Genomic DNA, 12066 nt, shown 5'->3' with positions numbered 1-12066 from the left:
TTTGTAGCTCAGTGATGTGATCAGATAATGAAAGATCCACAGCACCAGTTGGGGAGGACTGAGTAACCATGTCGATAGCATTTGAACCTGCAAGTTCCTTACGAAACTGCTTAACCCATTCACCAACAGTTTTTACCCGCTTAATATTGAATAGCTCTGCTGCCTCCAGGTAAGATAAACCCTTATCCAGAACAGTCCTTGCTACATGCATCTTAAAAGTTGGACTCCAAACCCACCGCTTGCCGTGTTTTTTAATGAACCTTTCCATAAAATTGACAGTTTGTCTGTAAACTTTTTCTGGAACGAGACATCCCTTTAGGAAGCTGGAAATATCCTTCCAAAATCGGATGTTTGTTTTATTGTTTTTCCGGGAAAAGTTGTCATAAGAGCTTGTTGTGGCAGTTTTATATCAACTGTTTTTAACTGGCATTATTATACAGGTTTTATACCAATTAACCGGGCAATGAAAAGATGAGGATACTATAGTACCTTTGGCGGCTCAAAATGAACCGCATGGATGTAAAGAATAATATATTGGAAACCATTGGTAATACACCTTTAGTAAAATTAAATAAGATCACAAAGGATCTTCCTTGTGACGTTTACGCGAAGGTGGAATATTTCAACCCCGGGAATTCTATTAAAGACAGGATGGCGGTTAAAATGGTGGAAGTAGCTGAGGCTGAAGGCAAATTAAAGCCCGGAGGCACTATAATAGAATGTACATCAGGAAATACAGGAATGGGGCTGGCAATGGCTGCAGTGGTAAAGGGTTACAAGTGCATTTTCAGCACTACTGATAAACAATCACAATCAAAGGTTGATATATTAAGGGCGTTAGGAGCCGAAGTGATAGTATGCCCTACTAATGTGGAACCCGAGGATCCAAGAAGCTATTATTCTGTAGCGGCAAGATTACAAAGAGAAATACCCAATTCCTTTCTCATGAACCAGTATGACAATCTTGCTAACCGCCAGGCACATTATGAAAGTACCGGACCTGAGATCTGGAAACAAACAGAGGGCAAGATCACGCATTTGGTAGTTACCGCTGGTACCGGTGGAACAGTGACCGGCACTGCGCAGTATCTAAAAGAAATGAATCCGAACATCCAGATCTGGGCGATAGATGTATATGGTTCCCTGCTCACCAAATATTTCAGAACAGGGGAACTGGATATGAATGAAGTTCATCCCTATGTTTCGGAAGGCTTTGGAGAAGATTTTGTGCCGCAGAATTATGACATGAGCGTGATCGATCATTTTGAACAGGTAACAGATAAAGATGGTGCAGTAATGACAAGGCGACTGGCAAAAGAGGAAGCCTTATTCTGTGGCTACAGTGCAGGAAGCTGCATACAAGGTCTTATGCAATTAAAGGATAAGCTGAAAAAAGGTGATGTGGTTGTTGCCATTTTGCATGATCATGGAAGTCGTTATGTAAATAAAGTGTATAATGACCAATGGATGGCAGAGCGTGGATTTTTTGATGTTAAATCTTTTAAAGATGTGGTGAATGCCAGGGGAAAACAAAAACTGATCACCATTGAGCCTACTCAATCCGTAGCAGATGCTGTTGAACTAATGAAGAAATACGATATAGAACATATTCCTGTTATAAACAAAGATGACGAGATCATTGGATCTGTCAGTGAAGGTGGCTTATTTCAAAAAGTTTTCAGCAATCCTGAGATCAGGACGGAGAAGATAGAGCAGGTTATGGAGAAAGCTTTTCCTATGGTGGCATTTGATACACCCATTGAAAAGTTGGGTACATTGATCAATAAGGAAAATGGAGCTGTATTGGCAAAAGATGAAAGTGGAAGTTTGAATATCGTTACCAAATACGATATAATCCAGGCTCTTGCCTGACACCTGATTTGATGATTTTTATTATTAAGTGGAATTACTTAGCGTATTCATAGGTGTTATAAATGGAATATAATTATGACCTGCTTCGTAATTATCCGTGCTGACCAAATAAAATATTTGTACTACTATTCGTCACAAAAGCCTTTTCCAATAAGGCTTTTGTGATTTTTACCTGGCATTATTACTTTGCTCAGTTTTATGTTGTTGAATGCCCTATCGTAAAATCACTCATTGCTGATACGTTATTATCCGCAATGGGTATACGATGCTTTACTATAGCTACAGTATTTACCATAAGATCAAAATAGAGTAATCATGCAATTGTACGGTTTGCTTGTTGCAATTAGCTTTGTGTTCAGAAGTTGATTGGTATAAACAACCAATATCCAGGAAAAGCAAAACCAAAATCCAAGATCCAAGATACCGAAAGGTATACTAAAACCGTCCAGTAAAACATTATCCAGATCCTTCGAAAAACCACGGTTAGAATCCAATATCAATCAACTTCTCCTATTTAGGAAAGATCCTTTGAAAACCAATAATAGCTGTTAGTTGTATCCTTGAAATCCCGTTTTTAAAATCCAATCCTTAGTTAAGCCATCCAGTCCTTTGAAAACCGTTCCGACGAAGAAAAATCTTATCCTATCACCATGTTCCGGCTCACGCTGGTTTATGAATCTATCCTCCTGCGTTATTACAAAATAAAGCAGGAGGACGGTGGTAGTGAAATGGCAGTATTACACAACTGAAATTCCTTAACTACTTCATCCTCCATTATCTTCTGTTCATTTTTTACTGATGTTTTACCAGCAGCAATTTCTCATTGTATAAATTGCATCAATGCCAGTATATACAGATCAGTTGATGCGTAGTGTGCAAATTCCTTCTATTCCAAAAAAGATCATTTCTTTGGTTCCATCTCAAACAGAATTGTTATTTGACCTGGGGCTAAATAATGAGGTTATAGGTATTACCAAATTTTGTATACATCCCGCAATATGGTTCAGGACCAAAACAAGAGTTGGTGGCACCAAAAACCTGGACCTGGAAAAGATCAGGAATTTGCAGCCCGACCTTGTTATTGCCAACAGGGAAGAAAATGTTGAAGAACAGATCAATCTATTAGCACGCGATCTTCCTGTTTGGATAAGTGATATAAATGATATGAATGGAGCAATGTCCATGATTAGATCTATAGGCAACATTACAGGTAAAGAAGAAAAAGCTATCGAACTTTGCAACAGCATTGAAAAGGAATTCAACCAATTAAAGGCAGTCATACAAAATAAAAAACAAGCTGTATACTTTATATGGAAAGATCCACTTATGGCAGCAGGTGGCGATACTTTTATCAATGAAATGATGGAATATGCCGGGTTCATCAACCTATTTAAAAACAAAGCTCGTTATCCTGTTATTTCAGCAGACGACATTCTATCACTCAGATCAGCCTCCAATGGAGGCAATGTCCTCATTTTACTTTCATCTGAACCCTACCCTTTCGGGCAAAAGCACATAGAAGAACTAAAAGAACAATTGCCGGGTTTTCAATTTTTATTGGTAGACGGAGAAATGTTTAGCTGGTACGGCAGCAGGTTGGAAAAAGCACCTGCTTACTTTTTGAATCTTCATAATCAAATAACGGCATAATACTTATTTTAGATGATGCAGGAGCCAGATAAACCCTCAAAGAAGAAGTTTTTTTACCCGGTTAATAAATCCTTGCGCAATTATTTAAAGCTGAATGGTCGTGAAGTCAACCTTCCCCTTTCTTATAACGACCTGCTTAATATTACCTATTCAATACCGTTAAAAGATAAGAATGGACAGGATACGCTGTGGGAAAAAGCGCTTTATGATATGCGAGACTGGGAGTATATCAAACAGGGACTGATCAATTTATATGCGTTATTAAAAACTGAAGGAGACTATACATTTACCAAGCACCTGGATGTAGCCCGGATAGACTATTGCACTTTTGGAAACTCCAATCCTTTTCGCATCCGCATAGTAAATCGTTTTAATGATAACTATGATCATTATTATATAAAAAAGGAAGATGCTTCAAGGGTTTATGGCCTGGAACTGGAGCACTTGCTTTCGCCTAATGCGCTCACTTTTTTTACCGGGAAAAATACACTGGTGGAAGAACACATCCCAGGGCTACCCGGAGACATATTTATAAAGGATTACCTGGAAAGACCTGAAACCAACAAGATCCGCCTGGCCAAGGAGTTTGTCAAATTCAATGAGCGATGCTTTGTGAGGTTGCTTGGAGATATGCGTAGTTATAATTTTGTGGTGAACTTTACGCCTGATATTGAAGATTACCAATACCGGATCCGGGCCATTGATTTTGACCAACAATCTTACGAAGGCAGAAAAAACATGTACCTACCCCAATTCTTTAAGGAAAACCTTCCTTATGTAGAGCTTACTTTAAAATATTTAAATAAAGATTCTATCGAACAATACCAGGCCGAGGAAAGAACACTTATTGCCTATCGCATGGCTTCATCAAGGTACAGGATCAAAGACCTGCTGGATATTATGGCCCTGGATGTGATTTCAACAGATGAAAAAGTAGATCAATTAAGGAAAGAGCTTTATGAGCATTTCGATGCTAAAATATTCCTGCGCTGCAGGACAATGGGAGACCTGGTGAAACAGACAATGCGGTATAGTTTAAAACCTCACCTGTCACGTATTCAGCGAAATTTGGGAAAGCTCACGGACAAGACAATATGACAATAATTATCTTTTTTTATCTCCTTACTGCCTTATCTTAGCGCCGCTTAAGAACGATTGCCTGCTTTTGGGAACCACATTAAACAATTAAACCCGAAAGAGTTAAGAATGAAAAAATATCAACCAGGTGTGCTTTTTGGCGAAGAACTTGAAGCACTTTTAAAAGATGCCAAAGACAATGGATTCGCCTTGCCAGCTGTTAACACTATTGGCACTAACAGCATTAATGCCACATTAGAAACAGCAGCAAAGGTTAACTCTCCCGTGATCATACAGTTCTCAAATGGCGGTGCACAGTTCATAGCAGGTAAAGGAATGCCAAATGATAAATTGCAGGGCAATATTTCAGGAGGAATTTCAGGGGCATTACATATTCATAACGTAGCGAAATATTATGGAGTACCTGTTGTTTTGCACACCGACCATGCTGCCAAAAAATGGTTGCCATGGATTAGTGGTTTAATAGATGCAGGAGAAAAATATTTTAAGGAGAAAGGACAACCTCTTTTCAGTTCTCATATGCTGGATCTTTCTGAAGAGCCTATTGAAGAAAATATTGAGACCTCGGTTCAATTTTTCAAGCGCATGGCCCCTCTGGGAATGGCAATTGAGATAGAATTAGGCGTTACAGGTGGCGAGGAAGATGGAGTTGATAACAGCGGTGTAGAAAATGATAAATTGTATACCCAGCCTAAAGAAGTAGCCTATGCCTACGAAGAACTGAAAAAAGTAAGTAACCTATTTACAATTGCTGCTGCTTTTGGCAATGTACACGGTGTATACAAACCTGGTAATGTGGAATTGAGACCAGATATTCTTCGGAATAGCCAGGAATATATTCAACAACATTATGGCACAGCCGAGAAGCCTGTCTATTTTGTATTTCATGGAGGAAGTGGTTCTCCGCAAAACCAGATACGTGAGGCAATCAGTTACGGTGCCATTAAAATGAATATTGACACTGACCTTCAGTGGGCATTCTGGGATGGTATCCTTGAGTTTTATAAAAAGAATGAAGGGTATTTGCAAGGACAGTTAGGTAACCCTGAAGGAGAAGATAAGCCAAATAAGAAATTTTACGATCCAAGGGTTTGGTTACGCAAAGCTGAAGAAAGCTTTTCAAAAAGGCTCGAGATCGCCTTTGAAGATCTGAACTGCATCAACCGCAACGCCTGAGCATAATATTTTTTGTAATAACCTGTTACTGGAAAGTTTAATTAAGTACTGTAGAAATGCATGCTAACTTCCTGGTAACAGGTTTTTTTAATTGTCCTGCACTCGGGCAAGATTATTCTATTTTTTGGCTCTCTCTTATCTTTGCCTGCATATTGTTTTATTAAACGCTAACGATTATGCCCGCAACTACCAGGGAACTTTTAGGTGATAAAGCCGAGTACCTTTTAACTCATTCCTGTACTACCATTGATAAATCAGTGCTGCATTTACCCTCGCCGCATCACATAGATGAAATATGGGTAAACAGCAATAGGAACAACCAGGTATTGCGCAGCCTTCAAAACCTGATGAATCACGGCAGGTTATCCGGAACGGGATATTGCAGCATATTTCCTGTTGACCAGGGAATAGAACATAGTGCCGGCGCTTCGTTTGCTCCCAACCCAATTTATTTCGATCCTGACAATATAATCCGGCTGGCTATTGAAGGAGGATGTAATGCAGTGGCTTCAACATTTGGAGTACTTGGCATTATGAGCAGGAAGTATGCACATAAAATACCATTTATTGTAAAGCTCAATCACAATGAACTCCTCAGTTATCCCAATAAATATGACCAAACTCTTTTTGGCACAGTTAGGTCTGCCTGGAACATGGGCGCAGTAGCCGTTGGAGCAACTATTTACTGGGGAAGCGCCGAAAGTACCAGGCAATTGAAGGAAATATCAGAGGCTTTTGAACAGGCACATGAATTGGGTATGGCAACCATTCTATGGTGCTACCTGCGAAATAATGCATTCAAGGTAGATGGTATAGATTATTCCACCGCGGCTGATCTCACGGGCCAGGCCAATCATTTAGGAGTAACCATACAGGCAGATATTATAAAACAGAAATTGCCCACTAATAATGGAGGATATAATGCTGTTCAATTTGGAAAGACCAGTCATCTTGTTTATGACAAATTAACAACTGACCATCCCATAGACCTTACCCGCTACCAGGTGCTAAACTGTTATAACGGTCGTGTGGGTCTGATTAACAGCGGCGGTGAAAGCAAGGGGGAAAGTGATTTAAAAGATGCAGTAATCACTGCTGTGATAAATAAAAGAGCTGGAGGAACGGGGTTGATCCTGGGTCGCAAAGCTTTTCAAAGACCATTTGGTGAAGGAGTGCATTTATTGAACGCTATACAGGATGTTTACCTTGATGAGTCAATAACTATTGCATAAATGCAAGTGATTTTCATTAGGACAATTTCCAGGGCATTCTTATTTTTAAAGCATTCTATTTTATTTTAAGTGCAATTGATAACTGGTTGGAATTCAGACCATTACTCCTATTATAATGACCATATCTTAATTCCAGGCTGTTTAATTTTTGGATTCCAAAAACTCCTTTAGGAGGTGAAAGTCTTATACCTGCACCCAGATAATTGCTTGTAAATTTTGAAAGGTCATAATCACTTGAAAAGAATGCCTCTCCTGGTTTGTGGGCGCCGTAAGGAGCAAAATAGTCAATTCCATTTTGAGTATAGTACCTGTAAAAAGGACTCAGGGAAAAGAAAGGCGTGATCTTTATTGGAGCCTCAAGATCTATGGTGTGGGCAATCAGTCCCCAATCATCCTGGTAATACCTGTAAAATGATCGCAATATAACCTTATCCCCAAAAAAGTAATTAGCTCTTAATCCTACCGGTATTTTAAAGCGATGATCAGGCAATGTTTCAGATTGAAGAGATCCGTCTGTGAAATAAACCCGCTGGTATTTGGTAGCCAATAAGCCATTCTGGTATGTGGGTTCAGCTACCAGCAATACCTGGAAGTTTCTATTGACAACTTGCGAAAGGGATAAAGAGGCATTATAAGAATTCCTCGGTTCAGAGGGGTAGTCGTCATGCTCCCTATTATTTCCTGTATTCTGCCTTAATTCAATAGGAAGAATTACCGACCATTGGTCCAGGTATGCTTGCAGTTTGCCGGTAAATTCCCTGTTGTTATCTTTTGAAGCCTTTGTAAAGCTGGTACCAATTCCGAAAGACCTGTAGTCAAATTCATTGGAGAAAGAAGCATTCAAGCCAAACGTTGTTCTTTTTTCTTCATTTTGCACACTCCAGGCAACAGAGGGATATATTCTTGTATCTGCTGATGATGCAGAAGAAATAGTATAAGGATCTATTTTATCTGAAGAGGCAGAAGAGTAATGATCAACTCCCAGTTCAAAAGACAGGTTATTCTTATGCAATTTCTTGTCGTATTTAGAGAACTTCAATTCTATAGTATTGGCAAAATCAGTAAGGCTCTCTGTTCCAATACCACCTGTTACTGCCGAATTATTGCCATTTTGTTTATAGTAGCCCGAAACAAAATCAATTTCGTCAAGCTGCAGTTTCCTGCTTTTATAGGCTGAAGTATCAGTATTTTGAGAAAATGCACTTAGTATACCAATGTACATTCCTATGGCCGTTAGCGTAAGCTTTCTCATTTCCTTTATTATATATTAATTACATCCACACCCACCACCTGTTTTGCCACCATTGGCGCCTGAAGCTCCTTCCCGGTATACCTGGAAATTCATTTCAAACTTTTGAACTTTGCGGGCTGCCAGTTCCATTTCTGTATCATTAATCTTATTCTTCTGGTATTCTTTAACAGACTGGCACGAAGTGAATACAGCTGACCCAATCAAAAGACATATGCCTATCGCTTGCCATTTCATATCTCGCTTATTTTTACATTGTTTGAAGTATACAATTTATTATCATCATCAATAATAATGCAAGCCAGTTCTTTTAACTGGTTGATCATATTTAATCCCGCTTTTACACCCATTACCATAACGGGGGTAGTCATTGCATCGGCCAATTCAGCACTGGGACTAATTATCGTTACACTTTTAATGCCAGACACTGGAAAACCAGTCTTAGGGTCAATGGTATGAGAATATTTCTTGCCATCAATAATTACAAACTTTTCATAATTGCCTGAAGTGGCAACAGCTTTATTACTGATAGCTAATTGAGAAAAAGGATAATACTTTGTTGCAGGGTCAGCAATGCCAACGGTCCAGGGCTGGCCATCGGGCTGAGTGCCCAGGGTTATAAGATCTCCTGCAGCATTAACAACGGCCTTGGATATGCCTTTTTCAATAAGTACCTGCCTGGCACGGTCTGCTGCATACCCCTTTCCTATACCTCCAAACCCAATACGCATGCCTTTCTCCTTCAGGTAAATGGTGCTTTCCTTTTCGTCAAGTATTATATTATTGTAATTGATCAGCCGTATGGAGCATTTGGCATTTTCAGCATCAGGCAAGGACTTCATATTGGTATCGAAATTCCAAAAGGCCTTATCAATTGAACCATAACTAATATCAAATGCACCCTGGGTAATGTGGGAGATCTTTTTGGAGCGGAAAACCAGATCGAAGACTTCCTTATCTACCTGCACAGGCTTTATGCCAGCCATGGCATTTACCTGATTAGTCTGACTGGATTCTTTGAAAGTAGTAAGTAATTGTTCTATCCGGCTTATTTCTGCTATAGCAGCGTCAATGCAGGTTTCAGCCGTGTAAGTGTCCGTATGGGCAACCGTTATTTCAAAACGGTTGCCCATTAGCTTTATGATCTTTTTGTGTAGATTAGTTTCTTTTATATTAGCGGGCTCCATGAGCAGCGCTGTTTACATCCTCGATGAATTTATCAGGACTCATAGGAGCATATCCCTCCCATGATTTTAAAACTTTACCATTTGCATCTAACAATACAGTATAGGGGAATTTTCCACCAGGATTGTATTTGTCGGCTAATGATTCATTCAATTTTGTTTGCTCTTTAGACAGCTGGTTCTTTTTAAGGCGGGGGAAGTCAGCATTCACTAAAACAAGATTATCAGGTGCATATTTGGTAAAGGCTTCAGATTCAAATATTTCCTTGTGCATTCTAATGCAAGGTCCACACCAGTCAGAGCCGGAGAAATTAACTAATATATTTTTATGAGATTCTGTTGCTTCTTTTTTAGCCTGGTCGATATTAGAAAGCCATAAGGACGAGCTTGTTAAAAAAGAACTTAATAGAAATGTCAGTAGAATTTTCATGGTTAATCAATTAAGGATGAGGAATATGATTAATTAGATCTTTTTTGAGGGATCTTATTATTAGGCTTGGGAACAAATGCATAGGCTGGTTTAGGTTTCGGATGACCCAATAAAAGCGATAATAATTTTCTTAGCATTAAAATATTTTTGCGATTGGTGATAAAATGTTTTGAGAATATACAGAAATCGCTGTGTTTATAACAGTAACGTAATATTACGCCAGAAAAGTGTAGTAATTAGTTATAAAAAGACTAAGCCCTGTTATTTAACAAGGCTTAGTCTAATACAGGTATTTAATTTAGAAATTATTAAGAATTTAAAGCGGTACGCAGGTCAATAACATCCACGGGCGAAAGTGATGGGTTGCTATAGCTTTCCATGTTACCAGCAAATTCTGGATGAATAAAATCCATTTCTGAGGATGCTTTTCCTCTTAGGGAAGAATGAAATTCTATAGCCCCGGTTTTCCCTGCCAATTCTTTTATGTTTTCCTTACGTACACCACTTCCAGGCATAATAATGATCCTGCCATTTGCGGCCGCAATTAATTGCGTAACAAGTTCGATCCCGTCCATTACATTGGGTTTTTGCCCGGAGGTCAATATCCTTTCACAACCCAGTTTTATTAATTGTTCCAAAGCTAAAAAGGGATCATTACACCTGTCAAAAGCCCTGTGAAAAGTTATCCTAAGTGGATATGCTTCATCAATCAACCTTGCCGTTCTTTCAGTATCAATATTTCCCTGCTTGTCCAGTAAACCAATTACCACTCCATCGCAACCCAATTCTTTGCATTTCTTTACATCATCCAACATCACCATAAATTCCTGCTCGGTATATAAAAAATCACCACCCCTTGGCCTGATGATAGGAAACAACTGAGTAGTGAATGCCTCCCTGCAATTTTTAATTATACCATAAGATGGGGTAATACCTCCTTCGGACAAGGCACCACATAATTCAATACGGTCAGCGCCCCCGTCTACCGCAGCTTTTGTAGTTACAAAGTCATTAGTAGCTATTTCAATTATAAAATGCACTTCTTAGTTTTTTAATGATATAGGAAAAGATATGGAAAGTGTTACTGTTAATAAAAGCTTTTAGAATGGAAGACCTTGCTACCAGCTTTTGTTTGCACGGCATAGGTAAACCCTTTTTGGAGAGCATATCCCCCAAATTCTCCTCTTGTATTCATTGCAATAAACCCAACCTGCAAATCCCTGGCACTCTTTCCCCGTTTTTTAATGATGCGTTCCACTGTCTTTTTACAAGCCAGTTCCGGACTGAATCCCTGGCGCAGGTATTCTACCACGGTGTGAGATCCACAAATACGCACCACTTCCTCGCCTACACCTGTAGATGTGGCAGCACCAGCATCGCTATCAACAAAAAGACCTGCTCCTATAATAGGTGAATCGCCCACCCTTCCCCGCATTTTATAAGCCATTCCGCTGGTGGTGCAGGCTCCGCTTAGACCTCCGTTTGCATCCATGGCTAACATTCCTATGGTATCATGATTATTAATTTGTCCCGGCTCATTTTTTTGTTCCAGTAATTTGGGAATTGTCATGGGGTCGTACTTTGAATTTTTAAGCCATTCCTTATATGCTTTTTCGCTTTCAGGGGTTAACAGGTTTTCCATTTTGTACCCGTTAGCCAAAGCAAACTGCAAAGCCCCCTCTCCTGCCAGTTGCACATGTGGTGTTTTTTCCATTACCAACCTGGCAATTTTAATTGGATGCATGATACTTTCTAAAAACATTACTGCACCACAATCGCCATTTCCATTCATGATGCAGGCATCTAGTGTTACCTTCCCATCCCTGTCTGGCAAACCCCCATAACCCACACTTTGGTCGGAAGGATCACTTTCAGGTATTTGTACTCCTGCTTCTACTGCATCCAATGCTTTTCCGCCCATTCCCAGTATCTTCCATGCTTCTGCATTGGCTTTGACATTAGGGGCCCATGTAGAAATAACAATAGGACTATTTTTTACATTAGTTGCATCAATTTCTCTTATAAGAGGATTTTTTAAAACAAATCCCAGGGAGCTCAACGCGGATGCGTGCAGGAATCTTCTACGTGTGAACATATTTTTATTATCGATGTTTGTAATGAAATGAAATGAGAACTGTGAAACTATTGAATTTTAAGAATAACCAAATAAACAGA

11 protein-coding genes and 1 pseudogene are annotated in these 12066 nt (G+C 39.4%); 5 read left to right on the top strand and 7 right to left on the bottom strand.

The genetic code is table 11. From position 1 onward, the window contains the following. Positions 1 to 268: pseudogene (locus BUA53_RS13705) on the bottom strand (hypothetical protein); the annotation flags it as partial. 245 nt (positions 269 to 513) lie between these two features. On the opposite strand from BUA53_RS13705, the gene BUA53_RS13700 reads away from it, so the two are divergent. The 5 genes from BUA53_RS13700 (at position 514) to BUA53_RS13680 (ending at position 7028) form a co-directional block, all read left to right on the top strand. After that, positions 514 to 1872 carry a pyridoxal-phosphate dependent enzyme gene (locus BUA53_RS13700; RefSeq protein WP_072835961.1) on the top strand — a complete coding sequence of 453 codons (1359 nt, stop codon included), beginning with the start codon at positions 514 to 516 and terminating at the stop codon, positions 1870 to 1872. 840 nt (positions 1873 to 2712) lie between these two features. Then, entirely contained in the window at positions 2713 to 3522 is an 810-nt protein-coding gene (locus BUA53_RS13695) for an ABC transporter substrate-binding protein (RefSeq protein WP_072835952.1), read from the top strand. 12 nt (positions 3523 to 3534) lie between these two features. After that, positions 3535 to 4620, top strand: a complete 1086-nt coding sequence (locus BUA53_RS13690; RefSeq protein WP_072835951.1) for a hypothetical protein — start codon at positions 3535 to 3537, stop codon at positions 4618 to 4620. 108 nt (positions 4621 to 4728) lie between these two features. Then, positions 4729 to 5796, top strand: coding sequence for a class II fructose-bisphosphate aldolase (fbaA, locus tag BUA53_RS13685; RefSeq protein WP_072835950.1), 1068 nt, complete (start codon positions 4729 to 4731; stop codon positions 5794 to 5796). Positions 5797 to 5972: 176 nt separating this feature from the next. Next, positions 5973 to 7028, top strand: coding sequence for a class I fructose-bisphosphate aldolase (locus BUA53_RS13680; protein WP_072835949.1), 1056 nt, complete (start codon positions 5973 to 5975; stop codon positions 7026 to 7028). A 55-nt stretch (positions 7029 to 7083) separates the two neighbouring features. Here BUA53_RS13680 and BUA53_RS13675 read toward each other — a convergent pair whose 3' ends face one another. The 6 genes from BUA53_RS13675 to BUA53_RS13650 form a co-directional block, all read right to left on the bottom strand. Then, entirely contained in the window at positions 7084 to 8280 is a 1197-nt protein-coding gene (locus tag BUA53_RS13675; RefSeq protein WP_072835948.1) for a DUF3570 domain-containing protein, read from the bottom strand. Positions 8281 to 8295: 15 nt separating this feature from the next. Further along, positions 8296 to 8514 (bottom strand): DUF4266 domain-containing protein, encoded by a 219-nt coding sequence (locus tag BUA53_RS13670; protein WP_072835947.1) that lies wholly within the window; start codon positions 8512 to 8514, stop codon positions 8296 to 8298. Next, the gene (locus BUA53_RS13665) at positions 8511 to 9464 is read right to left on the bottom strand and encodes an FAD:protein FMN transferase (RefSeq protein WP_072835946.1); all 954 of its coding nucleotides are present in this window, start codon (positions 9462 to 9464) and stop codon (positions 8511 to 8513) included. Before BUA53_RS13665 ends, BUA53_RS13670 begins: the two co-directional genes overlap by 4 nt. Further along, the gene (locus tag BUA53_RS13660; protein WP_072835945.1) at positions 9451 to 9891 is read right to left on the bottom strand and encodes a thioredoxin family protein; all 441 of its coding nucleotides are present in this window, start codon (positions 9889 to 9891) and stop codon (positions 9451 to 9453) included. The genes BUA53_RS13665 and BUA53_RS13660 overlap by 14 nt, the downstream gene beginning before the upstream one ends. A gap of 308 nt (positions 9892 to 10199) precedes the next feature. Continuing rightward, positions 10200 to 10931 carry a copper homeostasis protein CutC gene (locus tag BUA53_RS13655; protein ID WP_072835944.1) on the bottom strand — a complete coding sequence of 244 codons (732 nt, stop codon included), beginning with the start codon at positions 10929 to 10931 and terminating at the stop codon, positions 10200 to 10202. A gap of 47 nt (positions 10932 to 10978) precedes the next feature. Beyond that, on the bottom strand, positions 10979 to 11986 hold the full coding sequence (locus tag BUA53_RS13650; protein ID WP_072835943.1) for a glycosylasparaginase: 1008 nt from the start codon (positions 11984 to 11986) through the stop codon (positions 10979 to 10981). Positions 11987 to 12066 lie beyond the last annotated feature (80 nt).

The organism is Flavisolibacter ginsengisoli DSM 18119 (assembly GCF_900129295.1).
GTDB classification, from domain to species: domain Bacteria; phylum Bacteroidota; class Bacteroidia; order Chitinophagales; family Chitinophagaceae; genus Flavisolibacter; species Flavisolibacter ginsengisoli.
This window is presented reverse-complemented; position numbering and strand designations above follow the sequence as displayed.

What these genes read in the sequence shown, in the direction of transcription:
- BUA53_RS13700 (WP_072835961.1), top strand. Translation starts at nt 514, where the DNA reads ATGGATGTAAAGAATAATATATTGGAAACCATTGGTAATACACCTTTA.
- BUA53_RS13695 (WP_072835952.1), top strand. Translation starts at nt 2,713, where the DNA reads ATGCCAGTATATACAGATCAGTTGATGCGTAGTGTGCAAATTCCTTCT.
- BUA53_RS13690 (WP_072835951.1), top strand. Translation starts at nt 3,535, where the DNA reads ATGATGCAGGAGCCAGATAAACCCTCAAAGAAGAAGTTTTTTTACCCG.
- fbaA (WP_072835950.1), top strand. Translation starts at nt 4,729, where the DNA reads ATGAAAAAATATCAACCAGGTGTGCTTTTTGGCGAAGAACTTGAAGCA.
- BUA53_RS13680 (WP_072835949.1), top strand. Translation starts at nt 5,973, where the DNA reads ATGCCCGCAACTACCAGGGAACTTTTAGGTGATAAAGCCGAGTACCTT.
- BUA53_RS13675 (WP_072835948.1), bottom strand. Translation starts at nt 8,280, where the DNA reads ATGAGAAAGCTTACGCTAACGGCCATAGGAATGTACATTGGTATACTA.
- BUA53_RS13670 (WP_072835947.1), bottom strand. Translation starts at nt 8,514, where the DNA reads ATGAAATGGCAAGCGATAGGCATATGTCTTTTGATTGGGTCAGCTGTA.
- BUA53_RS13665 (WP_072835946.1), bottom strand. Translation starts at nt 9,464, where the DNA reads ATGGAGCCCGCTAATATAAAAGAAACTAATCTACACAAAAAGATCATA.
- BUA53_RS13660 (WP_072835945.1), bottom strand. Translation starts at nt 9,891, where the DNA reads ATGAAAATTCTACTGACATTTCTATTAAGTTCTTTTTTAACAAGCTCG.
- BUA53_RS13650 (WP_072835943.1), bottom strand. Translation starts at nt 11,986, where the DNA reads ATGTTCACACGTAGAAGATTCCTGCACGCATCCGCGTTGAGCTCCCTG.